This is a genomic window from Gordonia sp. 11cp, assembly GCF_057767225.1.
In genome coordinates, this window is the sequence record NZ_CM173437.1 from 110,725 (window position 1) to 134,063 (window position 23,339).

At 67.4% G+C, this 23,339-nt stretch carries 31 protein-coding genes; 9 read left to right on the forward strand and 22 right to left on the reverse strand.

The genetic code is table 11. The annotated features are described in order from the left end of the window. Positions 1 to 65: 65 nt before the first annotated feature. The 11 genes from ahcY to AC3B6C_RS00550 form a co-directional block, all read right to left on the reverse strand. Positions 66 to 1,535, reverse strand: coding sequence for an adenosylhomocysteinase (gene ahcY / locus AC3B6C_RS00500; protein ID WP_010842176.1), 1,470 nt, complete (start codon positions 1,533 to 1,535; stop codon positions 66 to 68). Positions 1,536 to 1,643: 108 nt separating this feature from the next. Continuing rightward, positions 1,644 to 3,203 carry an amino acid permease gene (locus AC3B6C_RS00505; protein WP_488374547.1) on the reverse strand — a complete coding sequence of 520 codons (1,560 nt, stop codon included), beginning with the start codon at positions 3,201 to 3,203 and terminating at the stop codon, positions 1,644 to 1,646. Between the two features lie 312 nt (positions 3,204 to 3,515). Beyond that, a complete protein-coding gene (locus AC3B6C_RS00510; protein ID WP_010842179.1) occupies positions 3,516 to 3,818 on the reverse strand; it encodes a WXG100 family type VII secretion target in 303 nt (100 codons plus the stop codon). A gap of 45 nt (positions 3,819 to 3,863) precedes the next feature. Then, complete coding sequence (locus AC3B6C_RS00515) at positions 3,864 to 4,187, reverse strand: WXG100 family type VII secretion target (protein WP_014927790.1); 324 nt, start codon at positions 4,185 to 4,187, stop codon at positions 3,864 to 3,866. A gap of 118 nt (positions 4,188 to 4,305) precedes the next feature. Then, a complete protein-coding gene (locus AC3B6C_RS00520) occupies positions 4,306 to 5,157 on the reverse strand; it encodes an ESX secretion-associated protein EspG (RefSeq protein WP_488374548.1) in 852 nt (283 codons plus the stop codon). Then, positions 5,154 to 6,212, reverse strand: coding sequence for a PPE domain-containing protein (locus AC3B6C_RS00525; protein WP_488374549.1), 1,059 nt, complete (start codon positions 6,210 to 6,212; stop codon positions 5,154 to 5,156). Before AC3B6C_RS00525 ends, AC3B6C_RS00520 begins: the two co-directional genes overlap by 4 nt. 73 nt (positions 6,213 to 6,285) lie before the next feature. After that, entirely contained in the window at positions 6,286 to 6,597 is a 312-nt protein-coding gene (locus tag AC3B6C_RS00530; RefSeq protein ID WP_488374551.1) for a PE domain-containing protein, read from the reverse strand. Next, positions 6,594 to 7,922, reverse strand: a complete 1,329-nt coding sequence (locus AC3B6C_RS00535; protein WP_488374552.1) for a hypothetical protein — start codon at positions 7,920 to 7,922, stop codon at positions 6,594 to 6,596. Before AC3B6C_RS00535 ends, AC3B6C_RS00530 begins: the two co-directional genes overlap by 4 nt. Before the next feature lie 14 nt (positions 7,923 to 7,936). Beyond that, on the reverse strand, positions 7,937 to 8,245 hold the full coding sequence (locus tag AC3B6C_RS00540; protein WP_014927795.1) for a type VII secretion target: 309 nt from the start codon (positions 8,243 to 8,245) through the stop codon (positions 7,937 to 7,939). A 58-nt stretch (positions 8,246 to 8,303) separates the two neighbouring features. Beyond that, positions 8,304 to 8,615 carry a YbaB/EbfC family nucleoid-associated protein gene (locus AC3B6C_RS00545; protein WP_014927796.1) on the reverse strand — a complete coding sequence of 104 codons (312 nt, stop codon included), beginning with the start codon at positions 8,613 to 8,615 and terminating at the stop codon, positions 8,304 to 8,306. 8 nt (positions 8,616 to 8,623) lie between these two features. Continuing rightward, positions 8,624 to 9,004, reverse strand: a complete 381-nt coding sequence (locus AC3B6C_RS00550) for a hypothetical protein (RefSeq protein WP_010842187.1) — start codon at positions 9,002 to 9,004, stop codon at positions 8,624 to 8,626. 370 nt (positions 9,005 to 9,374) lie between these two features. Between AC3B6C_RS00550 and AC3B6C_RS00555 the strand changes: the two genes are divergently transcribed. Then, positions 9,375 to 11,027, forward strand: coding sequence for a MinD/ParA family ATP-binding protein (locus AC3B6C_RS00555; RefSeq protein WP_488374553.1), 1,653 nt, complete (start codon positions 9,375 to 9,377; stop codon positions 11,025 to 11,027). Between the two features lie 22 nt (positions 11,028 to 11,049). Here the strand turns inward: AC3B6C_RS00555 and AC3B6C_RS00560 are convergent, their stop codons facing one another. Next, a complete protein-coding gene (locus tag AC3B6C_RS00560) occupies positions 11,050 to 11,676 on the reverse strand; it encodes a DedA family protein (RefSeq protein ID WP_044508128.1) in 627 nt (208 codons plus the stop codon). Positions 11,677 to 11,921: 245 nt separating this feature from the next. Here AC3B6C_RS00560 and AC3B6C_RS00565 point away from each other — a divergent pair, with 245 nt between their 5' ends. The 3 genes from AC3B6C_RS00565 (at position 11,922) to AC3B6C_RS00575 (ending at position 14,296) form a co-directional block, all read left to right on the forward strand. Further along, complete coding sequence (locus AC3B6C_RS00565) at positions 11,922 to 12,998, forward strand: alpha/beta fold hydrolase (protein ID WP_488374554.1); 1,077 nt, start codon at positions 11,922 to 11,924, stop codon at positions 12,996 to 12,998. 34 nt (positions 12,999 to 13,032) lie between these two features. Further along, on the forward strand, positions 13,033 to 13,575 hold the full coding sequence (locus tag AC3B6C_RS00570) for a hypothetical protein (RefSeq protein WP_488374555.1): 543 nt from the start codon (positions 13,033 to 13,035) through the stop codon (positions 13,573 to 13,575). A gap of 82 nt (positions 13,576 to 13,657) precedes the next feature. After that, on the forward strand, positions 13,658 to 14,296 hold the full coding sequence (locus AC3B6C_RS00575; RefSeq protein ID WP_488374557.1) for a TM2 domain-containing protein: 639 nt from the start codon (positions 13,658 to 13,660) through the stop codon (positions 14,294 to 14,296). A gap of 114 nt (positions 14,297 to 14,410) precedes the next feature. On the opposite strand, the gene truA is transcribed toward AC3B6C_RS00575, so the two are convergent. The 8 genes from truA to infA all read right to left on the reverse strand — a co-directional run bounded on the left by truA (position 14,411) and on the right by infA (position 19,224). Next, the gene (gene truA, locus AC3B6C_RS00580) at positions 14,411 to 15,349 is read right to left on the reverse strand and encodes a tRNA pseudouridine(38-40) synthase TruA (protein WP_488374558.1); all 939 of its coding nucleotides are present in this window, start codon (positions 15,347 to 15,349) and stop codon (positions 14,411 to 14,413) included. After that, on the reverse strand, positions 15,306 to 15,938 hold the full coding sequence (gene rplQ, locus AC3B6C_RS00585; protein WP_010842197.1) for a 50S ribosomal protein L17: 633 nt from the start codon (positions 15,936 to 15,938) through the stop codon (positions 15,306 to 15,308). Before rplQ ends, truA begins: the two co-directional genes overlap by 44 nt. A gap of 81 nt (positions 15,939 to 16,019) precedes the next feature. Continuing rightward, a complete protein-coding gene (locus tag AC3B6C_RS00590) occupies positions 16,020 to 17,072 on the reverse strand; it encodes a DNA-directed RNA polymerase subunit alpha (protein ID WP_010842198.1) in 1,053 nt (350 codons plus the stop codon). An 82-nt stretch (positions 17,073 to 17,154) separates the two neighbouring features. Then, positions 17,155 to 17,760: a 30S ribosomal protein S4 gene (rpsD, locus tag AC3B6C_RS00595; protein ID WP_010842199.1), complete on the reverse strand. Its 606-nt coding sequence runs from the start codon at positions 17,758 to 17,760 to the stop codon at positions 17,155 to 17,157. Between the two features lie 24 nt (positions 17,761 to 17,784). After that, entirely contained in the window at positions 17,785 to 18,192 is a 408-nt protein-coding gene (rpsK, locus tag AC3B6C_RS00600) for a 30S ribosomal protein S11 (protein WP_004023536.1), read from the reverse strand. Next, positions 18,192 to 18,560 carry a 30S ribosomal protein S13 gene (gene rpsM / locus AC3B6C_RS00605; protein WP_004023537.1) on the reverse strand — a complete coding sequence of 123 codons (369 nt, stop codon included), beginning with the start codon at positions 18,558 to 18,560 and terminating at the stop codon, positions 18,192 to 18,194. Before rpsM ends, rpsK begins: the two co-directional genes overlap by 1 nt. Positions 18,561 to 18,771: 211 nt before the next feature. Then, complete coding sequence (gene rpmJ / locus AC3B6C_RS00610) at positions 18,772 to 18,885, reverse strand: 50S ribosomal protein L36 (protein ID WP_005207978.1); 114 nt, start codon at positions 18,883 to 18,885, stop codon at positions 18,772 to 18,774. 117 nt (positions 18,886 to 19,002) lie between these two features. Continuing rightward, complete coding sequence (gene infA / locus AC3B6C_RS00615) at positions 19,003 to 19,224, reverse strand: translation initiation factor IF-1 (RefSeq protein WP_004023539.1); 222 nt, start codon at positions 19,222 to 19,224, stop codon at positions 19,003 to 19,005. Between the two features lie 249 nt (positions 19,225 to 19,473). Here infA and AC3B6C_RS00620 point away from each other — a divergent pair, with 249 nt between their 5' ends. From AC3B6C_RS00620 to fdhD, 5 genes are read left to right on the forward strand one after another with little or no spacing between them, the layout of a single operon-like run. After that, the gene (locus tag AC3B6C_RS00620; RefSeq protein ID WP_488374559.1) at positions 19,474 to 19,818 is read left to right on the forward strand and encodes an iron chaperone; all 345 of its coding nucleotides are present in this window, start codon (positions 19,474 to 19,476) and stop codon (positions 19,816 to 19,818) included. Between the two features lie 27 nt (positions 19,819 to 19,845). Then, complete coding sequence (locus tag AC3B6C_RS00625; protein WP_488374562.1) at positions 19,846 to 20,238, forward strand: phage holin family protein; 393 nt, start codon at positions 19,846 to 19,848, stop codon at positions 20,236 to 20,238. Next, positions 20,235 to 20,984 carry an SIMPL domain-containing protein gene (locus tag AC3B6C_RS00630; RefSeq protein ID WP_488374564.1) on the forward strand — a complete coding sequence of 250 codons (750 nt, stop codon included), beginning with the start codon at positions 20,235 to 20,237 and terminating at the stop codon, positions 20,982 to 20,984. The genes AC3B6C_RS00625 and AC3B6C_RS00630 overlap by 4 nt, the downstream gene beginning before the upstream one ends. Before the next feature lie 43 nt (positions 20,985 to 21,027). After that, positions 21,028 to 21,477 carry a D-aminoacyl-tRNA deacylase gene (gene dtd, locus AC3B6C_RS00635; protein ID WP_488374568.1) on the forward strand — a complete coding sequence of 150 codons (450 nt, stop codon included), beginning with the start codon at positions 21,028 to 21,030 and terminating at the stop codon, positions 21,475 to 21,477. A gap of 40 nt (positions 21,478 to 21,517) precedes the next feature. Then, positions 21,518 to 22,387, forward strand: coding sequence for a formate dehydrogenase accessory sulfurtransferase FdhD (gene fdhD / locus AC3B6C_RS00640; protein ID WP_488374569.1), 870 nt, complete (start codon positions 21,518 to 21,520; stop codon positions 22,385 to 22,387). Here the strand turns inward: fdhD and AC3B6C_RS00645 are convergent. Further along, positions 22,359 to 22,595 carry a hypothetical protein gene (locus AC3B6C_RS00645; RefSeq protein ID WP_488374570.1) on the reverse strand — a complete coding sequence of 79 codons (237 nt, stop codon included), beginning with the start codon at positions 22,593 to 22,595 and terminating at the stop codon, positions 22,359 to 22,361. The two genes, fdhD and AC3B6C_RS00645, sit on opposite strands and share 29 nt — an antisense overlap. 89 nt (positions 22,596 to 22,684) lie before the next feature. Next, positions 22,685 to 23,275, reverse strand: a complete 591-nt coding sequence (locus tag AC3B6C_RS00650) for a TetR/AcrR family transcriptional regulator (protein WP_488374571.1) — start codon at positions 23,273 to 23,275, stop codon at positions 22,685 to 22,687. Between the last annotated feature and the right edge of the window lie 64 nt (positions 23,276 to 23,339).

Sequence of the window (23,339 nt, forward strand, 5' to 3'; positions counted from 1 at the left end):
GTCGGCACCGAACCGAAAAAGGGAGCCCCACCGGCACGGTGGGGCTCCCCTTTCTATCTACTGGATCAGTAGCGGTAGTGCTCGGGCTTGTACGGACCCTCGACGTCGACGTTGATGTACTCGGCCTGCTCCTTGGTGAGCTTGGTGAGCTTGCCGCCGAGCGCCTCGACGTGGATCCGCGCGACCTTCTCGTCGAGATGCTTGGGCAGTCGGTAGACCTCGTTGTCGTATTCGTCGTTCTTGGTCCACAGCTCGATCTGGGCGATGACCTGGTTCGAGAAGCTGTTGCTCATCACGAACGACGGATGGCCGGTCGCGTTGCCGAGGTTGAGCAGTCGCCCCTCGGACAGCACGATGATCGACTTGCCGTTCTCGAAGATCCACTGATCGACCTGCGGCTTGACGGTGATGCGCTTGGCGCCCGACCGCTCGAGTCCGGCCATGTCGATCTCGTTGTCGAAGTGACCGATGTTGCCGAGGATCGCCTGGTGCTTCATCGCTCGCATGTGCTCGAGGGTGATGATGCCGAGGTTGCCGGTCGAGGTGATGACGATGTCGGCGTTGCCGATCGCATCCTCGACGGTGACGACGTCGAAGCCGTCCATGAGCGCCTGCAGCGCGTTGATCGGGTCGATCTCGGTGACCTGGACACGGGCGCCCTGGCCGGCGAGCGACTCGGCGCATCCCTTGCCCACGTCGCCGTAGCCGCAGATCAGCACCTTCTTGCCGCCGATGAGGACATCGGTGCCGCGGTTGATGCCGTCGATCAGCGAGTGACGGGTGCCGTACTTGTTGTCGAACTTCGACTTGGTGACCGAGTCGTTGACGTTGATCGCGGGGAACGCGAGGTCGCCGGCAGCGGCGAACTGGTACAACCGCAGGACGCCTGTGGTGGTCTCCTCGGTGACTCCCTGGACCGATTCGGAGATCGCGGTCCACTTGCCCTTGTCGGTCTCGAATCGCTTGCGCAGCAGTTCGAGGAACACCTTGTACTCGGCCGGATGATCGTCTTCCGCGGGCGGGACCACGCCGGCCTTCTCGAACTCGGCGCCGCGCAGCACGAGCATCGTCGCGTCACCGCCGTCGTCGAGGATCATGTTCGCCGGCTCACCGGGCCAGGTCAGCATCTCCTCGGCCGCCCACCAGTACTCCTCCAGAGTCTCGCCCTTCCAGGCGAAGACCGGTACACCCTTCGGCTCCTCCGGGGTGCCGTTGGGGCCGACCACGATCGCCGCGGCGGCGTGGTCCTGGGTGGAGAAGATGTTGCACGACGCCCAGCGGACCTCCGCACCGAGCGCGGTCAGGGTCTCGATGAGAACGGCGGTCTGCACGGTCATGTGCAGCGAGCCGGAGATGCGAGCACCCTTCAGCGGCAACACGTCTGCGTACTCGCGACGCAGTGCCATGAGTCCGGGCATCTCGTGCTCGGCGAGCTCGATCTCCTTGCGGCCGAAGTCCGCGAGGGACAGGTCGGCCACCTTGTAGTCGATTCCGTTGCGGCTGTCGGCCTTCAGCTCGTCCTGAGCAGTCGTCATCTGATCCCCTTGTCGTTCGCGTCGGGCGCCCGGCGATGCAGGCGCGTATGCGTTCGATCCAGGCTATCGGAACGACCTGGCGGTTCCGAGGGGCAGGGGCGTCGGAGCTCAGGCGTCGCGGGACGGACTGTCCTCGGCGGCGGGCTCCCCGCCGGCAGACCCGGCGGTCTGCCCGATGAGCTCGCCGCGTTCGCGTCGCGCGAAGACCGACTTGCGGTACCCGTAGGCGAAATACAGGACCACACCGAGGACCATCCACACCACGAATCGAATCCAGGTCTCCACCGAGAGATTCAGCATCAGCCACAGGCACGCGAGGATCGACAGGATCGGCACCAGCGGAACGAGCGGTACGCGGAAGCCGCGCTCGAGATCGGGCCGCGTCCGGCGCAGCACGATCACTCCGACACTCACCAACACGAACGCGAAGAGCGTGCCGATGTTGACCATCTCTTCCAAGGTCCCCATCGGGAAGAAGGCCGCCAGCACACCCGACACGACGCCGACGAGGATGGTGAACCGCACCGGTGTCCCCCGCTTGCCGGTGTGCGCGAGCGACCGGGGCAGCAATCCGTCGCGTGCCATGGCGAATCCGACGCGGGTCTGACCGAGCATCAGCACCATCACCACCGTTGTCAGACCGGCGAGGGCACCGAAATCGATGACCCAGCCCGCCCACGTCACGCCGTGGTACTCGAAGGCGGTGGTCAGGGTCGAACCGGTCACCTCCCCGGTCGCCGGATCCGTCTGGTCGGCCAACTCCGGGTAGGGCACCATGCCCGACACGACGAGGCTGACGCCCACATACAGAACGGTCACGATCGCCAGCGACCCGAGGATGCCACGCGGCATTGCCTTCTGCGGGTTCTTGGTCTCCTCCGCGGTGGTGGCCACGACGTCGAAACCGATGAAGGCGAAGAACACGAGCGACGCGGCGGCGAGAAGGCCGTACCACCCGAATGTGCTTCCCTCGGCACCGGTGAGCGCCGAGAACAGCGTCTGATGCAGACCCGCCTCACCCTCGGCGGGCGGGGCAGCAGGCGGGACGAAGGGGTCGTAGTTCTCCGCGGAGATGTAGAAGGCGCCGACGACGATCACCAGGAGCACGACGAACACCTTGATCGTGGTGATGACCAGCGACACTCGCGACGACAACTTGGTACCCAGGGCCAGCAGCACTGTCAGGACCGCGATCAGCAGGACCGCACCCCAGTCGAAACTGATCGAATCGCTGATCTGTATCGACGCCGACGTGCCGATGATGTTCCCGAGGTAGAGCGACCATCCCTTGGCGACCACCGAGGCGGCCAGGGCGAACTCCAGAATGAGGTCCCAGCCGATGATCCACGCGATGAACTCGCCGAACGTCGCGAACGTGAAGGTGTACGCACTGCCGGCCACTGGCACGGTCGAGGCGAACTCGGCGTAGCAGAGCGCTGCGAGCGCGCACGCGATCGCAGCGAGGACGAACGCGAGCGAGACCGACGGTCCGGCCAGGTTGCCCGCGGTGCGCGCGGTGAGGGTGAAGATTCCGGCACCGACCACGACGGCCACACCGAAAACGGTGAGATCCCACGAGGTGAGGTCTTTACGGAGTTTGGTGTCTGGTTCGTCGGTGTCGGTGATCGATTGCTCGACCGACTTGACGCGCCTGAACGGGCTGGTCATCGGGTCCTCCCATGGTCCGGCGGGAACAGGGTCACTGCCCGCCGCGGTCCTCGCGACGAACGCGCACGAAGCGGGTACCTACGCTATCCGAACGATGTTCGGAACGAAGCGCATCCGCGAATGCGTGTCTGACGGCAGTGGGGTTCTGTTCCCATCGACCCGGTACCGGAAACCCGTCACCGGAAACTCCCCGGACAGCCCGGCGGGGCGGCACGCCGCCGAACCGGACGGGTACCGATGCGAACGGGGACCCCACGGCATCGAGCACTGAGGGGTCCCCGTCCGGCGTCGAACGGTGGGATGGTCCGTCGATCAGACGAGACCGCGGAAACCCGTGCCGATCGCGGCGTCGGTGTCCTGCATGACGCGGCTGGCGTTGGTGACACCATGCTCGAGCGAGGTCAGCGAGTCACGGGACTGGGTGAAGATCCGATCGAATGCGCCCTGCGCGTCGACGTAGGCGGCTTTCGCCTGCTGCGAGTTCCAGTTCCCGTCGAGTGCGGCGACCTGCGCCTTCAGCTGGGTGTTGAGGTCCTCGAGCCGGGTGAAGGCAGCCCGGAGGCCGCCACTGAGATCGCCGAGAGCGGCGAAGTCGTAGTTGATCGAGCCGTTCATGGTGGTTCCTTTCGCAGAACGTGAAGTGCGGGATGCGGGCCGGTGTCAGACGCTGGTGTTCAGTCCGCGCGCCGCCGCCGCGTCCTGGTCCTCGTACCCGGCGAAGCCGTTGGTGAGCTGGGTCTTGATCTGTTCCAGCAGCTGGTTCATCGTCAGCGCGGCCTTGTTCCAGTCGGTGTGCGTACCGTCGAACGCGACACCGGCCGAGCCCTGCCATGTCGGCGTCGCATTGCCGGCGTGCTGGGCGATCTGGTTGATGACAGCCTTCATGTCCTCGACAAGACTGCCTACCTTGGCCGCGGTGGCCTGTCCGTCCGCGACGTTCACGGTGACGCCGGCGCCGCCGCCTGCTCCGGGCAAGTTCAGCATGAGTGCTCCTCCTGTGTAACGGCACCGTTTGGCGATGCCCCCGTTGGTATCCGTGACACAGATACCCCTGACAGTTGATTCCCGCGGCGGTCTGTTCCGCGGAATCCCCCGATGCGGATCATGGCATCCATTTCCCGTCGGGCAGGGTCTCTATCAACAGGCTGATCGCCTGTGCGATTCGATGACCCGTTCCCGGCGAGAAGGTGGTCCACACCCGACCGTCCGGGGACTTGCTGGGACTGGACACGATTCGACCCCGTTCGGTGTCGAAAATTGCCACAGCTCCAGAAGATTGAGCGAATCGTCCATCCTCGTTCATCGAGGCGACGATCTCGGTGCGCGTCCGGCAGGACGCGAAGGCGGCCGACACGATGGCGGCGTCGGCCGGGTTGGCGCCCAGCGCGTGCAGGGCGTCGGTCGTCTCGACGCCGGTCCGGCACCGTCCGAGCCTGTCGATGACCTCGTCGGACGGAGCCGAGAAGGCTGTGAAGTCGGCCGGCGACGCCTCGTCGGATCCGGATGAGGCGAATTGCGCTCGAACGGCAGTCGCGAGCGCGTCGACGTCCGGGACATCGACGACCGTGACGTCGACGCGAGAGCCGGTCCGCGCCGCGAGTACGTGGTCGTGACCGTTGCGCGCCAGACAGATTCGTCGGACGAACCCGTCGGAGTAGGAACGGATCTCGATCTCGCGCTGCGGTTGTGCCAGCACGCGCAGCACCGTGGAGGCCCACGGGGTCGGTTCACCGTGCTCGACGAGGTCGAGCGACGCGATCGTCGCGTCTGCGTCTGCGTCGGCTTCGGCTTCGGCTTCGGCGAGTGCGCCGGATTCCGTGTCGGCGCCGGGAATCTCGCCGAGGTCGCCGAGGTCGAGGACGACCGGCCAGGTCTGGACTCCGAAACGTTCGCCGAGCCGACGCAGAATCGCGGCGTCGAACGCCATCCCGGCGTCGTACGTCACGGGCATCATCGGTGTTCACCCGGGGCGCCGAGCATCAGTGTCTCCGACAGATATCGCGGATCGACGTCGGCGTGGTCGTCTCTGTCCGGGGCCGAGACATAGTGCGCGGCAGGGCGATCCGACGTGGCCAGGTCGGCCCACGTGGCCCCCTGTTCGGTGGATTCGGTCGCCGAGGACGTCGACTCGTCAGGCGAGTCGAGATCAGCGGCGTCCGCGCTGATCGTGCGGACGACCGCCCCGCGGTCCGCGGTCGCGACGCCCGGGGCCACGGGCGGTGGCACGCCGGGACCCGAGCCGGGTGCCGACGTTACCGGTGCGCCCCCGGGAGTCGTCGTGGCCACCTGCGGTTGGACGCCGGCCACGATCGTCGGTGCGTACCTCAGCTTCTCGGGCGGTGGTGTGAACACTCCCCCGACGCCCACGGGCATCGCGGCGATCGGCGGCGCGGTGGACACCGGAGCCGGAGGTGGTGCCGACTCGCGCGTCGCCGCCGCCTGTTCGGCCGCGAGTGCGTCACCGGACACGAGCCCCGGTGCCGGCCGCGCCGATTTCCATGGCGTGGCAACCGGTTCGGCGGCACTCTCATAGGTCTGCATCACGCGTGCGGCGCGCATACGTTGGTGCGCGACCGCACGCTCGGCCTGGGCGGCTGCCCCGGCGATGATGGGAGCGATCGCGGTGGCCGTGGTGGCAATCGTGTGGAGCTTCTCGACGACGTCGACCTCGGCGAGGTCGGGCATGTTCAGCCGCGCGACGGTGATTGCCGCGGCCTGGGATTCAGCACGCGCGGCATTCTCGACCGCCTCGGACGCGACTTCGGCAAACCACGGTGCCAGCCGTGTGAGCTTCTCGAATGCCGCACTGGAGTGCGCGGACTGCCAGTGCACGCCGAGGCGTGCCAGTACGGCGGTGAATTCGACCCCGGCCTCCCCGATCTCGGTCGCGAGGGCCGCCCACGCCATACCGGCCTCCGCCAACGGTGCGGGGCCGGGGCCGGCACCGAGGTCGGCGGCCAGTTGTTCGGTCGGACGTGCGTCCCAGTTGACTCCGGTGAAACCGATCACGAGTGCCTCCCTTCGGGCGCCGGTGCGATGTCGGTGGCGAGCGACGTTGCTGAGCGGGTGGTTCGAACGACGCCTACAGCGCCACTCGGAAGGCGTCCGACGCCTCGGCGTCGCCCTCGATGAAGCCGGCAGCCTGTGCACGCAGCACGGCCGCGATCTTCCGCATCTCGAGAACGCCGGTCGAGGTGTCCTTTTCGAAACTCGCGGCAACCGCACTGAAACTCGCCGCGGCCGCGGCCGACACCTCGTCGCGGCCCTGCGCCGCGACCGTCAGCGAGTGGCCGGCGCCGGTGAGCGCCAGTTCCAGACGATCCGCGATCCGGTCGAGGTCGCTTGCCGCCGAGATCAATTCGGCGGGTTCGACGCGGAGTTGCGAGCTACTCATACTTCCTCGTTTCGTTTCGGACCGGGCACACCCAGTCGGAGTTCGATGTCCGGACTCGGATCGCTCTCGGCAGCTTCCTCGTAGCCGATGACCGCCGGCGCGACCTCCGGCGAGTCGCCGACCACGCGGCGGCCGTTGTCCTCGGTCACGAGATAGTCGGGTACGGCGTGCTGATCGTCCGACGCGCCCGCGCCGCGGGCTCCGGCCGCGCCCATCGGGGCACCGCCCATCGGCATCGCCGCGGGCGTCGAAGTCATCGGCCGGGCGCTCGACGCGCCGCCGAGCGCGGGTTCGGAGAGCGAGAAGTTCGTCGGGACGGTCGGGCGGGAAGCGCTGAGCGGCGTCATGACTCCGCCGACGCCGCCGACGCCGCCGCCACCACCGCCACCGCCTCCCCCACCGCCACCACCGCCGCCCTTGGCTTTCGGTGTCAGCGCTGCCGGGACAACGGCGGGCGACTCGTGGTCGACGTTCAGCATCTTGCTGATCGGTTGCATCAGGGACGTCGGCAGTTCGGTGGCCGTGGACATGGCCGGCGACACGACGTCGAGAATCGAGCTCGCCAGCGTGAACGGCGATTGTCCGGCGCCGGCGGTGGGTGCACCGGTGACCGCGACCGGCGCCCCGTTCACCGCCATCGCGGTTGTCGGGCCGAGTAGCTCCGCCCGTGTGACTGCGACCGCGGCGGTCGCCTGAGACAGTCCGATGGAGGCGAATCCGGCCGCGGCCGCGAAGCCCGCACCGACTGCCGGTGTCATCATCATCGGGACCGCCATACTGGTGATCTTCGCGATGGTGGCCGCAATGATCCCCTGCACCACCGCGAGTCCCTTGGCGACGATCGCGGCGGCGGTCTTGGTGTCCAGCGAGATCCCCGATCCCTGCGTCGCCAGAGCCGAGCTGTTGGCCCCTGCCTCGGCGGTCTTGGCGCCGGCGCTGACCGCGCCCTGCCCGGTCCACAGCTGATCGGCGAGCTTGAGGGCACTCTGCCCCATCGTCATCGATGTCTCGAGCACCTTGGTGAGGCTCTCGAAGATGATCGTCGGATCGAAGCCCCCGCCGGAGAGATCACCCGTGCCGAATCCGCCCAGCAGATCGGTCATGGGTTTGATGAACATGTCGAGATTCGGCGGTTGCAGCGGAGGCAGGCCCGGCATCGGCGGCAGCGGCGGCAGGACAGGAAGCGGCGGCAGCCCCATCCCGCCGAGCACGTCGGCGACGGTTCGGTCCAGGATCGGCCCGAGGGGCGTCGCCTCGATCATCTGTTGGACCGTCATGTGATTCAGCGCCGGCACATCCGGGATACCCGGCAGTGGTGCCGGCATCGGCGGTGGGACCGTCACAGCACCGAGCGGATCGCCGCGGCGCTCGAGGCGTCAGTGCCCTCGAACTCGGCGAGGCCCGCGGCAGTCGACGCGGCCGTGGCGGCGTGTACGGCGGCGAGTTGTCCCACCGACATCAGGTGACTGGCCTGCGCCGCGATGAACGCGGCGAGGAACTCCTGACCGATGAGTCCGAAGACGGGAACCATCGCCGCGGTGTTGGCCGCGGCGTCGATGGACCCCGCGGTACCGACGGCGGTCGCCATCGCGGCATTCGTGGCGGCGAAGCCCTCGAGCACCTCCGGCGTCACCTTGACGTTCGTCATTCTCGAACCCCCTCGTGGTTGTCAGTCTGATGGAACGATCTTGTATCGGCCGGGTCCGTCATTCGGCCGGACGAGCGGCCAGCATGTCGCCGAACGATTCGTTGAACTCCTCGGTCACCGCGGCGATCCGGGCGTAGACCTTCTGCGCGGCCAGGGCGGCGGTCGTCACAACCTGGTCGGCGAGGCGGCTCGCGCCGAGTTCGTTGGCGCCGTGGGCGAATCGCAGATCGACGAGCGCGCCCTTTCCGTCCACCTCCGCGGTGACCAGTCCGTCGGCGGACGTCTCACGCACCGTGATGGCACGCAACTTCTCCTGGTAATCGTGCAGGCCGTCGAGCTGACGCTGCGCGCGCGCCTCGAGTTCGTCCATTGCCCAGTTCATCGCTGCAACCACGACGCGGGTGCGTCGGCTTCCTCGTCGTCGCGCCATTCGGCTCGCGCGAGATCGTCCGGACGCGGCAGCTGCATCTCCTGCACGAGGTCACGGTCGATGCCGGACGCCAGGAGGTTCTCCCGAAGTCGGATACCGGCGGACATCGCCGCCTGCTGACACAGCCGAAGGATGTCACCGGCGAGCAGCGCCGGGTCCTTGTCGAGCTCGGACGGCTCGATACGGACCGCAACGGGCAACCCCTGTGCCGTGGTCCGGACGCCGAGGCCGCCGGATCGGGACCGTGCGGTCGTGAACTCGTGCATCACGGCCCACGGGTCGCCGGCGTCACCGTCGACGGAATCCCGAGGATCATCGGAGTAGGTCATGGAAAGCTGCACCCCCTTCACGCCGAATAAGACGCAGCCGGGGCCCCTTTCGGTTCCATCGAATTCTCGTTCGATGGAACCACACCTCCCACATGCGGATCCGTGAAGAACCGCGCACCCCGCTGCGCACATGTGTGGAGTGCCTGATACTGCCATACTCGCGTGAACGCCACCACACCAGCGATGCGGGATGCCAAACGTGTGCGGTGAGACGGTCTGTGGATGTCGTCCGGACCTGGACCGCGGCCTTCGGTAGACTCCCGCAGGACGCAGCCGGGGTTGATCGACAAACGGGGTGGATTCGCTGCTCGCCTCGCCGAACTCGCAGCTACGCGATCGGCGCCCGGCCGCTTGACCAGAGGATTCCCCGATGACGTACGAGAACTCCACGAGGCCCGACCGAACAGGGCCCGAGGGCCCGAATGCCGATGCGCCGGCCCCGCCGCCGTGGCTGCAGTTCGCGCCGCCGCCCGCCGATCCCGGCCCGCCGCCACAGTTCCAGGCGTCTGCTCCTCCGAATGGCAGCGGATCGCCGGCCGGCCGGCCGGCACCTCCACATCCAGACGTCGACACCGATCGCGTACCGCCGATGTCCGATCAGCCCGTGTCCCCGCCACCGCCGACCGGCGCATTCGGCCCGTCGATGCACCCCGGTGGTGCGCCCACCGATCCCCGTCCGGCCAACGGGACCGTTCCGCCGGAGTTCCGTCCCGAGGTCCCACCGGCCACCAATCCCACCGCTCCCCCGTGGCCGCCTCACGTACCCCCGGGCCCCAGATCGGATCACTTCGGCCCAAACCAGTTCGGCCCAGACCAGTTCGGCCCAGACCAGTTCACCGGCCCGGCACCGACGCCCGGAATGTCGCCGCACCACGTCGACCCACGTTTCGCTCCACCCGGTTCACCCGTGCCCGCCCCGCCCGCCCCGCATCCCGGCGATCCGGGGCCGGCTCACCAGTCGGTGCCGACCCCGGTCGGTCATCAACCGCCGCCGCACGCCGGTCCCGTGCCGGTGGGACCAGGCCCCGCGCCTGCCTTTCCCGGACAGCCGATGCAGCACGGATACGGGCCGCCTCCCGGAGGCCCGTCGCTCGACGAGGTGGCCCTGATCCGCAAGGCTCGTCGCGCACCGAGCCGCGGGTGGCGCCGGGCGGTGCACACGCTGTCGGCCGGTGCCATCAATCCCGGTGAGTCGCAGGGCGACATCGAATTCCAGCAACTGCTCGAGCGGGTGAACCGACCGGTTCGCGGGGACTACCGCATCGCCGTGCTGTCCCTGAAGGGCGGCGTCGGCAAGACGACGACCACAGTCGGTCTCGGCTCGACCTTCGCGTCGTTGCGCGGTGACCGCGTGATCGCCGTCGACGCCAATCCCGATCTCGGCACTCTCGCACAGCGGATTCCGCAGCAGACCCGGTCGACGGTCCGCGACCTGCTCGCCGACGAGAACGTCTACCGGTACTCCGATGTCCGGGCACACACCTCGCAGGCACCGAGCCGTCTCGAAGTCCTTGCCTCCGAACGAGACCCGGCGATGGCAGAGGCGTTCAACGAGGAGGAGTACCGCGGCGTCATCACCGTGTTGCAGCGCTTCTACAACATCATCATCACCGACTGCGGTACCGGCCTGAGCCACTCGGCGATGAACGGCGTCCTCGACCTCGCGAACACGATCATCCTCGTCAGCTCACCGGCTCTCGATGGTGCTCGCAGCGCGGGGGCAACCCTCGACTGGCTGGAGGCGCACGGGTTCGGACACCTCGTCTCTCGCGCCGTCGTCGTCCTGAGTTCGTCGCGACCCGGTTCGTCGACCATCGACACCGATCAGCTGGGCCAGCACTTCCTCACGCGATGCCGCGCCGTCCACAAGATCCCGTTCGACGACCATCTCGCCGAGGGCGCGGATGTCGATCTGGAACTGATGTCGAAGCCGACCAAGCGGTCGTTCGTCGAACTGGCAGCGACCATCGCCGACGACTTCTCCGGCGGACCCGGATTTCGGGAGGAGCCGTTCCTCCGATGACCGGCGCCTGACTCCGGCCGTCTCAGGACGCCCCGGCCCGCCGGTCTCGGCGCGCCGTCCGCCATCGCCGCGCCAGGTGGATGAACGTCGGCACGACGATCGTGAGCACCGAGGCGATGATGAATATCTCGATGTTGTCGCGGATGAGGGGGACGTTGCCGAGGAAGTAGCCGAGCAGGATGATCCCGGCGGCCCAGGTGAAGCTGCCCAGCACGCTGAAGAGGGTGAACGTCCGGTGCGACATCCCGCTGAACCCGGCGACCAGCGGGGTCAGCGTGCGGACGATCCCGATGAACCTGCCGAAGAACACGGTGAGCGGCCCGAAGCGGTCGAAGTAGTGGTTCGTCTTCGCGAGGTACTCCGGCCCGATGGTGCGCATCAGCTTGCCCTCGACCACACTGCGACCCACACGTCGTCCGATGAAGTAGCCGCACTGGTCGCCGAGGATCGCTGCCAGCGGCACGGCGAGGCACAACAGCCAGAGTGGTGCGAACGGCTCGGGCTGCGCGGCGAACACACCTGCGGTGAAGAGCACCGAGTCGCCGGGGAAGATGAACCCGACGAGGATGCCGGTCTCCACGAAGATCAGCACGCAGAGACCGATGAGGCCGCCGGTGGCCACGAAGGACTCGATGTCGAAGGGATTCATCGAATCCAACAGTAGTGTCGTGGCCGGTACGTCGAAGTCCCGCGGCGTCGCGGCGCGCAACGCGTCGCCGAGCATTCAGTTCCCGGTAACCCCCCGTCACCACCACCGCGTCCGGACCCGACGCGCACGACGGCCGAGGATGCGGTTTACTCGACCCCTGAGGCGTACAACGGACGTTGCTACGTACCGGCCCGTCGCCGACACGCGATCTGCCAACCGCACGAGCGACACCGAGGGGAGAGACAGTGCCCACGAAGCACCGGGATCCGTCCCCGAACACGACTTCCGGTCCGACGCTGCGTCCGGTGTCCGACACCGACGTCCGCATCGAGTACCACACCATCCACGGCTACCGCCGCGCCTACCGGATCGCGGGCAGCGGTCCCGCCCTGCTGCTCATCCACGGTATCGGCGACAATTCGTCGACCTGGGACGAGGTCATCCCGATCCTGGCGCAGCACTACACCGTCATCGCGCCCGATCTCCTCGGGCACGGGCACTCCGACAAGCCTCGCGCCGACTACTCGGTGCCGGCCTTCGCCAACGGCATGCGTGACCTCCTCGTCGTCCTGGGGATCAGCAAGGTGACGGTCGTCGGCCACTCGCTGGGCGGCGGCGTCGCGATGCAGTTCTGCTATCAGTTCCCGCGCTTCGTCGAGCGACTCGTCCTGGTCGCGGCAGGCGGGGTCACCCGCGACGTCAATCCGGTCCTGCGTCTGTTCTCGCTGCCGGTCGTTCCGCAGGTGCTGTCGGTGCTTCGCGTCCCCGGTGTGGTCCCGGGTCTCACGACGCTCGCGAAGGCGATCGTCGCCGCACCGTTGCCGTCGGTGTTTCCCTCTGCGGCGACACCCGAGCATCTCCTGGCCGACCATGAGGACCTCATGCGGGTTCTCGGCGGGCTCGCCGACCCCACCGCGTCGGCGGCTTTCCTCCGCACGCTGCGCGCGGTCGTCGACTGGCGGGGACAATCCGTGACGATGCTCGACCGCTGCTACCTCACCGAGCGACTGCCTGTCCTGCTCGTGTGGGGCGATCAGGACATCGTGATCCCCTACCACCACGGCGAGCTGGCGCATTCGGCGATCCCGCACTCCGAATTCGAGACCTTCGCCGGCTCCGGGCATTTCCCGTTCCACGACGACCCGGATCGGTTCTGCCGGATCGTCATCGACTTCATCTCACGGCACGCGCCGGTGGAATTCGACCCCCTCAACTGGCGGCATCTGATGTCCGAGGGCGCCCATCCCGAACAGTTCGTCGGCGACGACGACACGGTCGACGAAGTGCTCGAGGCCTTCGAAGACGAGCGCAACGCCACCTGACCCGAAACACACACGCGTATGCCACCATTGCTGGATGACCTACCCGGGTAGTGGCGATCACGGCACACGTCCGTTGCCGCACCAGCCGAATGCCTACGACTCCAGTCCTGGATTCGTGCCTGCCCCCGCCGACTACCCGGCTCCCAACCACTTCGCGAGCCCGGGTGTCTCTCCCGGGTACGGCTGGCCCTACCCCGACGCGGGCGCGGCGGCGCTGCCCGAACCGCCACTCGTGGTCATCGGAGACATCACCTGCACGCAGCACTACGTGGTCACGCCGTCGGGCACGTTCCCGCTGGCGGGTTCGCAGTGGGAGGTCACCGACATGTCCGTGTCCTCCGAACAGATGTCACAAACGGGCCTGGTGCTGGCGCTCGTCGGCTTCTTTCTGGTCTGCTTTCTGAGTCTGCTGTTCTTGTTGATGAAAGAACGGCGCACGACGGGCCACATCCAGGTACGAGTCCGGGGCGCGGGCGGCGCGATGCACGTCACCAACATCCCGGCGACCTCGCCCTGGGTGATGAGCGACGTGTCCGGTCGCGTGTACTACGCACGCCAACTGGCCGCCGTCGCATGAGTCGGGTCGCCTGACCGGCTGCCCGCCCACCCGTTCGACCCGAGCACGACGTTCCACCCAAGTCACGAGGAGGATCCACCCGATGACCACACCAGAGAACTCCGGCAACAAGCCCGACGATCCGTTCGTGAAGCAGCCACCACCCGCCGACCCGGCACCGACCTACGGCACCGACCCCGCCGCCGGGCAGCCGGGGAACACCGACTTCGGTACGGCCGGAACATCGCAACCCGGGTTCGAAAGTCCCCAGTACGGCGACCAGCAGTACGGCAACCAGCAGTACGGGGGTCAGCAGTACGGGGCACCCCAGTACGGGGGCCAGCAATACGGGGCACCCCAGCAGTACGGAACACCCCAGCAGTTCGGTGCGCCGCAGGGCGGATACCCCGCGGCACCGGGCTACGGGTACGGCGGCGCACCCGACCCGACCGCGCCCTACGGCCGGGACCCGGCCACCGGTGAACCGCTGTCCGACAAGTCCAAGCTGGTCGCCGGCCTGCTACAGATCTTCCTCGGCAGCCTCGGCGTCGGCCGTTTCTACATCGGCGACAACACCACCGGCGCGATCCAGCTCGGCCTGACCATCCTCGGCTACATCACCGCGATCTTCATCGTCGGGATCTTCATCGTCTTCGGTGTCGCCGTGTGGGCGCTGATCGACGGCATCATGATGCTGACCGGCAACGTACGGGACAAGAACGGTCTCAAACTCGGCAACTGAGCCGGGCTCGCCACATCGAGCAGAACCGCCCCTGAAGCCCGCCCACCAGAGAGCCACGGCCGACATATCGTCGCCGGTCGGTTCCTAGAGGGCGGATTTCAGGGGCGGCGTGCGTCAACCCCCGCAGCAACCGATGGAGCCGCGTACGTCGCGGGTCACCGTGTTGCGTGTGGCGAGTTCGTCGTCGGCGGGATAGTCGACGCCGACCAGGCACAGCCCGCGGGCCTCGGCGACGGGCACCTGACTGCTGCGTTCGCGCTCCTCGAGAAGCCCACGGCACCAGGCGATGTCGCGCCGGCCGTCGCCGACGCTCGCGACGGCCCCCACGAGCGAGCGCACCATCGACCAGCAGAACGCATCGGCGCTGACCTCACCGACGAGCACACCGTCGGCGTCGCGGGCCCAGGCGAACCGTTGCAGATCCCGGATGGTCGTCGCCCCCTCGCGCCGACGACAGAAGGCCGCGAAGTCGTTGAGTCCCAACAACTCCGACGACGCGGCGTTCAGTGCGTCGACATCGAGCGGCCGGCGCCAGGTGGCGGTCGTGCGTGCGACCACCGGCTCGGCACCCCACCGCGCATCGGTCAGCCGGTAGCGATAGTGCCGACGTAACGCCGAGAACCGGGCGTCGAAATCCGTCGGGACAACGCGCACCGCCCTCACCCGGACATCGTCGGGACACATCTTCGCGAGACGCCCGACGAGCGTCGCGGGGTCGCCGGCGATCGATCTCGTCTCCAGCGCCGACCGCGGGACGTCGGCGTGTGCGACCTGCCCCGACGCATGGACACCGGCGTCGGTGCGGCCCGCCACGGTCAACCGCACCGGTACCCGCAGCACCGTCGACAAACGGGTCTCGATCTCCTCGCAGACGCTGCGCTGACCGATCTGCCGTGCCCACCCGGCGAAGTCGGTTCCGTCGTAGGAGATGTCGAAGCGGAGACGACAGAACCCGCCGGCACCGGGATCCGGGCCGACGGGTTCGGTCTGCGATTCTCGAGTCAGTCGACTACTTCTTGTCACCGTCGACGTCGGCTCCGGCTGCCTCGGCATCGGGAGCGGTCGCCGCGGTCGACTCGTCGTCGACAGCCTCGGCCACGGCCTCGGCATTGGCGACCTCGGCATCGGTGGCGTCGGCCTCGACGGCCTCCACCACGTTCTCCGAGCCGTCGGTGGCCGCTGCGGTGTCGTCGCCGACGACCTCTTCGGTGGCGTCGAGCTTGTCCTCGGCGGCCTTCTTGGAGGCGGCGACGCGAGTCGCGCGGCTTGCCTCGCTCGAGGCGGTGGTCTCGCGCACCAGCTCGATCACGGCCATGGGGGCATTGTCGCCCTTGCGCGGCAGCGTCTTGATGATGCGGGTGTAGCCACCGGGACGATCGGCGAAGAACGGGCCGATCTCGTCGAACAGCGTGTGGACGACGTCCTTGTCACGGATGTCCTTCAGCACCTCACGACGGTTGGCCAGCTTGCCGGCCTTGGCGTGGGTGATGATCTTCTCCGCGTACGGACGCAGGCGCTTGGCCTTGGCTTCCGTGGTGGTGATGCGGCCGTGCTCGAAGAGCGAGGTGGCGAGATTCGCCAGCATCGCCTTCTGGTGGCTGGCCGACCCGCCGAGGCGGGCACCCTTGGTGGGCTTGGGCATTGTCTTCTCCTAGGAGGACCCCGCATCACTCGATGCGGAAGTCAGGGTTGGGCAGTGACAGCTACCGCCGCGTCGAAGCGACTACAGCTGCTCGGTCTCCGCGAAATCCTCACCGGAATCGGCGTCGAACGACGCGTCTTCCGACCACGTGCCGGTGGCCGGGTCGTAACCCGCGACCTGCGACGGATCGAAGCTGGCCGGGCTGTCCTTGAGGGACAGACCGAGCGCGTGCAGCTTGACCTTGACCTCGTCGATCGACTTCTGGCCGAAGTTGCGGATGTCGAGCAGATCCGACTCGGTCCGGGCAACCAGCTCGCCGACGGTGTGCACACCCTCGCGCTTGAGGCAGTTGTAGGAACGAACGGTCAGCTCGAGATCCTCGATCGGCAGGCTGAACGACGCGATGTGGTCGGCCTCCGCCGGCGAAGGTCCGATCTCGATGCCCTCGGCCTCGACGTTGAGCTCCCGGGCGAGCCCGAACAGCTCCACCAGGGTCTTGCCCGCCGATGCCAGCGCGTCACGCGCACTGATCGAGTTCTTGGTCTCCACGTCGAGCACCAGACGATCGAAGTCGGTGCGCTGCTCGACACGGGTGGCCTCGACCTTGTAGGTCACCTTGAGCACCGGCGAGTAGATCGAGTCGACCGGGATGCGGCCGATCTCGGCACCCGACGCCTTGTTCTGCACGGCCGGCACGTAGCCGCGGCCCCGCTCGACGACGAGCTCGATCTCGAGCTTGCCCTTGTCGTTCAGGGTGGCGATGTGCAGATCGGGGTTGTGCACGGTGACACCGGCCGGGGGCACGATGTCGGCTCCGGTGACGGTGCCCGGACCCTGCTTGCGCACGTACATGGTGACCGGCTCGTCCTCATCCGAGCTGACCACGAGGCCCTTGAGGTTCAGGATGATGTCGGTGACGTCTTCCTTGACCCCGGCCACGGTGGTGAACTCGTGGAGCACACCGTCGATGCGGATGCTGGTGATGGCAGCACCCGGGATCGAGCTGAGCAGGGTACGACGCAGCGAGTTGCCGAGGGTGTAGCCGAAGCCCGGCTCGAGCGGCTCGATGACGAACTTCGAGCGGTTCTCGGCAAGGACATCCTCGGTGAGGGTGGGTCGCTGTGAGATGAGCATTTCTTGGATATCTCCTTTGGCCGACCGCTATATGACGGCCTCGAGGGTGAACCGAACAGCTGTTGCTGTCGGGCGGTGTGTCTTACTTCGAGTAGAACTCGACGATGAGCTGCTCGGTCAGCGGGACATCGATCTGAGCACGCTCGGGCACGCTGTGCACGAGGATGCGCAGGGTCGACGGCACGACCTGGAGCCAACCCGGGACCGGACGATCGCCGACGAGCTCCTTGGCGATCTGGAACGGGACGGTCTGCAGCGACTTCGGGCGGACGTCGATGATGTCGTACTGGCTGACGCGGTAGCTGGGCACGTCGACCTTCACACCGTTGACGGTGAAGTGGCCGTGGCTGACCAGCTGGCGGGCCTGACGACGGGTCCGCGCGATGCCCGAGCGGTACACGACGTTGTCGAGACGGGTCTCGAGGATCTTCAGCAGTTCGTCACCGGTCTTGCCGTTGCGACGGTTCGCCTCTTCGTAGTAGCGGCGGAACTGCTTCTCCATGACGCCGTAGGTGAAGCGGGCCTTCTGCTTCTCCTGGAGCTGGAGCAGGTATTCGCTCTCCTTGATCCGCGAGCGGCCGTGCTGGCCGGGCGGGTAGGGGCGACGCTCGAATGCAGCGTCTCCACCGATCAGGTCGACGCGAAGACGACGAGACTTCTTGGTTGCGGGGCCGGTATAACGAGCCATGTTTCTCTGTTCCTCCCTTTCCCGCTAGACCCGACGCCGCTTGGGCGGACGGCAACCGTTGTGCGGCTGCGGGGTGACATCGGAAATGGTGCCGACCTCGAGGCCGGCTGCCTGCAGGGAGCGGATCGCGGTCTCACGACCCGAACCCGGTCCCTTGACGAACACGTCGACCTTCTTGACGCCGTGCTCCTGGGCCTTGCGCGCAGCGTTCTCGGCCGCGAGCTGAGCCGCGAACGGGGTGCTCTTGCGCGAGCCCTTGAAACCGACGTGGCCCGACGACGCCCAGCTGATGATGTTTCCGCTGGGGTCGCTGATCGACACGATGGTGTTGTTGAACGTCGACTTGATGTGCGCGTGGCCGTGCGGGACGTTCTTCTTATCGCGACGGCGGGTGCCCTTCTTCGGGCCTGCGCTACGTGACTTCGGAGGCATTACTTCTTCTTCCCGGCGATGGTCTTCTTCGGGCCCTTGCGAGTGCGGGCATTGGTCTTGGTGCGCTGTCCGCGGACAGGCAGGCCACGGCGGTGGCGCAGACCCTGGTAGCAGCCGATCTCGATCTTGCGACGGATGTCGGCCTGCACCTCGCGACGCAGGTCACCTTCGACCTTCACCGAGGCTTCGATGTATTCACGCAGCTTCGAGACGTCTGCGTCGGTGAGATCCTTGGCTCGCAGGTCCGGGCTGAGGCCGGTCCCCTCGAGGATCTCCTTGGAGGTGGTGCGCCCAACTCCGTAGATGTAGGTCAGTGCGATCTCCAGCCGCTTCTCGCGGGGGAGATCCACACCAGCAACACGTGCCATGTGGCGGATTTCCTTTTCGATTTCTCAGAGGTCTGCTCCCAGTCCGTCCCGCGAGCTGGTGCCGAACCGTATGTCCGGCCTCGTGGGCTCCGGCCTCTGATCCGGAGGTAGGCGGTGACGCGTCTGTCGCCGCTGGTGCTGGGAGATCCTTGGGTGTTCAGTTGTCGATCTTCAGTTGTTCTGACTCAAGCGACCCGGAGGGTGCGCGTGATCAGCCCTGACGCTGCTTGTGACGCAGGTTCTCGCAGATCACCATGACCCGACCGTTGCGGCGGATCACCTTGCACTTCTCGCAGATCGGCTTGACGCTCGGCTGAACCTTCACGTCAATCTCTCCTGCTCGGCTCGCCCGCGCGCACGCCGAAACGGCCGTACACGTGGGTGTCGGTCTCCTCCCGGACGGATGTCCGAGAAGTTTGTCCCCGGCAACGCCGGGAAAGTCCTACTTGTAGCGGTACACGATTCGCCCACGAGCCAGGTCGTAGGGCGAGAGTTCCACGACGACCCGGTCCTCGGGCAGGATGCGGATGTAGTGCTGCCGCATCTTGCCGCTGATGTGGGCGAGAACCTTGTGTCCGTTTTCCAGCTCAATACGAAACATCGCATTGGGCAGGGGTTCGATCACTCGACCCTCGACCTCGATGGCCCCGTCTTTCTTCGCCATGTCCTCCGCGATTCCTGGCCGCGTCCGCGACATCTGATGATGCTGCGGCGGTTGGCCGGATTGAATCAGTGTTTGTCCGTTAGGGTGTGGGCACCGGTCCGCGAGGACCTGCACCCGGTGTACGCCGGCCCGGACCCACGTGCTGACACGCTGAGGCCCGGCACGCGATGCGCACCGACGGTCCATGTTACGCGAACGAGCAGGCCAGGCCAAATGCGTGCTTCGCGCCACCGAGAGGGGCCGCCCCGGATGGGCACTGTCGACGATTATCTCGACGGCCTCGACCCCGCCGACCGCGACGTGATCGGTCGCATCTACGACGTGGCTCGCGGTACGGTCCCCGACACCGTTCAGGGCAAGGGATACGGAATGCCGGCCCTCACCTATCACGGGAGCCCGCTCCTGTCCGTGATGCGCACGAAGAAGCACATCGGGCTGTACCCGTTCAGCCCGGAGGCGGTGGACGCCGGACGGCCGCACCTCGCCGGGTTCGACGTGGAGAAGGGCACCGTGCGTTTTCAGCCCCGGACCCCGCCGCCCGACGACGCGATCCGCGCGATGATGGCGTTCCGTCGCGATCAGATCGACGGATGAACGGACGTTGCTGGCAGACTGTCCGCCATGCCTGCCTTCCTGGTGCGTACCGTGCTCACCGCGGTGGCCCTGTGGGTCGCGACGCTGATCGTTCCCGGTATCGACTTCGTGGGCGGTTCGACGACCGCCGAGAAGGTCGGAATCGCGCTGGTCGTCGCCGTGGTCTTCGGTGTCCTCAACGCGATCATCAAACCCATCGTGCAGATCATCGCCATCCCCTTCTACATTCTGACGCTCGGATTGATCCACATCGTCATCAACGCGTTGATGCTCGAACTCACCGCATGGATCACCCGCAACACCACACACTGGGGGCTGGAGGTCGACGACTTCTTCTGGTCGGCGATCTTCGGCGCGATCGTCGTGTCGGTGGTCGGCTGGCTGCTGGCGCTGCTGATGCGGGATCCGGTCGACCGATGAACGGCGCATCTCGCGGTGCGGCACGACGCCCCGCTCTCCGGACGATGTCGGCTCTCGCGGCCCTCGCCGCCGTGGTCTCGGTGGCGGCGGGGTGTGGCAGCGACACCGGCGGCGAACCACGATCGGTGACCGTCGTCGGGTCGGGACAGGTCAGTGGCGTACCGGACACCCTGCGTGCCGACATCGGTGTCGAGGCGAGCGCGTCCGACGTGACGACGGCGCTGAACGAGACGAGCGCCAAGGTCACCGCGGTCACCGACGCGGTCGTGGCTGCCGGGGTCGAGCGCAAGGACGTCGCCACCCAGCAGGTGTCGGTGAACCCGCAGTACTCGAGTCCCGCCCCCGGCGGCTCGAGCCAGATCAGCGGATACCTCGCCACCAACACGATCCGGGTGACCATCCGCGACATCTCGACGGCGTCGACCGTGCTGAGCGCCGCCGCGACGGCCGGCGGGGACAACACACGCATCAACAACGTCGCTTTCGCCATCGACGACGACTCCGAGCTCCTCGAGAAGGCCCGGGAGGCCGCGTTCACCGATGCGCGGGGCCGAGCCGAGCAGTACGCCGGTCTTGCCGGCGACTCCCTCGGCGATGTCCTCACGATCAAGGAGAGCACGAGCGGCCAGGAGCAGCCCGTCGCGCCGGGCACGTTCGAGCGGGATGTGGCGGCTGCACCCGTTCCCGTCGAACCCGGCGAGCAGGAGCTCACCTTCACCGTCACGGTCACGTTCGCCCTCGACTGACACCGCGGCCCGTCCGGCGGTCGTGCCCTGACATCCTGGACCGATGCGTGCCGTTCTCCAGCGAGTCAGCCGAGCCAGTGTGAGCGTCGACGGCGAGATCGTGGGTGAGCTCGACATCCCGTCGGGCACGGCGGGCCTCGTCGCCCTCGTGGGTGTCACGCACGACGACACCGCCGACCACGCGCTCCGGCTCGCCGACAAGATCTGGCGGCTGCGGATCTTCGACGGCGGCGACGGGCCCGAACGAGCCGCCGCCGACCTCGACGCACCGATCCTCGTCATCAGCCAGTTCACGCTCTACGCCAACACCGCCAAGGGCCGTCGACCGTCGTGGAACGCAGCCGCGCCCGGCGCCGTCGCCGAACCGCTGGTCGAGGGGGTCGTCGAGGCATTGCGGGCTCTGGGCGCCACCGTCGCCACCGGACGCTTCGGCGCGCACATGGAGGTCAGTCTCGTCAACGACGGTCCGGTCACGCTCGTGCTCGACGTCTGAGACCGCCGGGACGGACGGTCTCACGACTATCGTCGGAGTCGTGGGACGAATCACCGCACGCCGCCGCGTCACCCGCATCCGTCGCGATGCGGAACCGACGCACCGTGCCGACACCCTGGCCGTCGAGGAACCGCTCGAGATCCGAGTCGGCGGGCGCTCACTCACGGTCACCATGCGCACGCCCGGCGACGACTTCGAACTCGTCGCCGGTTACCTCGTCTCCGAGGGCGTCGTGACCACCGGCGCGGACTTCTCCACGGCGCGCTACTGCGCAGGCACCGACGCCCAGGGCGCCAACACCTACAACGTCGTCGACGCCACGCTCGCCACCCACGTCCCGCCTCCCGGACCCGATCTGGTCCGCGTCAACACCGTCACGAGCGCATGCGGGATCTGCGGCAAGGACTCCATCGCCGCGGTGACCACCGCCTCCGTCCACGACCCCGCCGCGGACACCATGACCGTCGCCGCCGGCACCGTTCTCGACCTCCCCGACCGGTTGCGCGCCGAACAGAACGTCTTCGACAAGACCGGCGGCCTGCACGCCGCCGCGCTCTTCGGCAGCGACGGGCAGCTCCTCGCCGTGCGCGAGGACGTCGGCCGGCACAACGCGGTGGACAAGGTGATCGGCTGGGCTGTCCTCGCCGACCGGTTGCCGCTGTCGAACACGATTCTGCAGGTCTCCGGACGCGCGAGCTTCGAACTCGTCCAGAAGGCCGCGATGGCGGGAATCCCGATGCTCTGCGCGGTGTCGGCGCCCTCGTCACTCGCGGCCGACGCCGCCGACGATCTCGGCATCACCCTCGTCGGCTTCTCCCGCGGCGAGTCGATGGTGATCTACTCGCGACCCGACCGGATCTCCCACGAGACGGGCGCCGCGGTCACCGAAATCGCTTCGGTCCCGCACTGAGGTCGTGGCGCCGCGGGTCGTCGAGGGCGACACCGCTGCTCGGATCGAACCAGTACGTCTCGTCGACCTCCGGGGTCAGCACGAGCACGTCACCGGCCCCGATGGACCGGCGACGATCGACCCGCACGACGACGCGGGTGCCGCGCAGTCGCAGGTCCGCGCGGCAGTAGACGACCTGCTCGGCGCCCAGCTCTTCGACCAGATCCACCGTCGCCGCCAGGGTCCCGGCCTGCGGGGCCGCCGCGTCGACCCGGCCCGTGGTACCGGACGGGCGATCCCGACTTGGGCCGTCCCGACTCAGCTGCCGAAGGGGGCTGCCGCGATCGCGGCGTCGATGAGATCCAGCAACGAGACAGCCGGATCGATATTCAGCAACCACCGGCGGTACGCATACTCGACAACGGCCAGAACGGTGCACACCACCACGCCGGGCCGGAAGTCGACGTCGGGATCCAGGGCCATCCGCGCCCCTGCCAGGTCGATGAGCCGTGCACGATCCTTGTCGGCGATGAGGGCCACCCGTGTCACGACCTCGGGCACCTCTGCCACCACCGACCGCCACTGCCGCAGTTCGGCGACATCGACTTCCGAGGTCTGCGTGCGGACCGCACCGATGAGAGCAGCGCCCACCTCCAAGTCGGCGTCCTGGGATTCGAAGCCGGCGACGATGGCCGCACTACTGGCCCGCATCGGGCGGAGAAGCAGGTCTTCCTTCGTCGGGACATATCTGTAGTACGTACTCGCCGACACCCCTGCGGCGTAAGCGATTTCGTCGGTCGTCACGCGCTCGTACCCACGTTCGGCGAAGAGCTTCAGAGCGGCCGCGTCGATGTCGCGGCGTACCTGTTCCCGCTGTTTGGCGCGGAGCGTCGATCCCATGCCGGTCATCCTGCCATCTTGTGCGACCCAGAACCAATCTGATAGTAACTGTCATATCGACACCTACTATCGA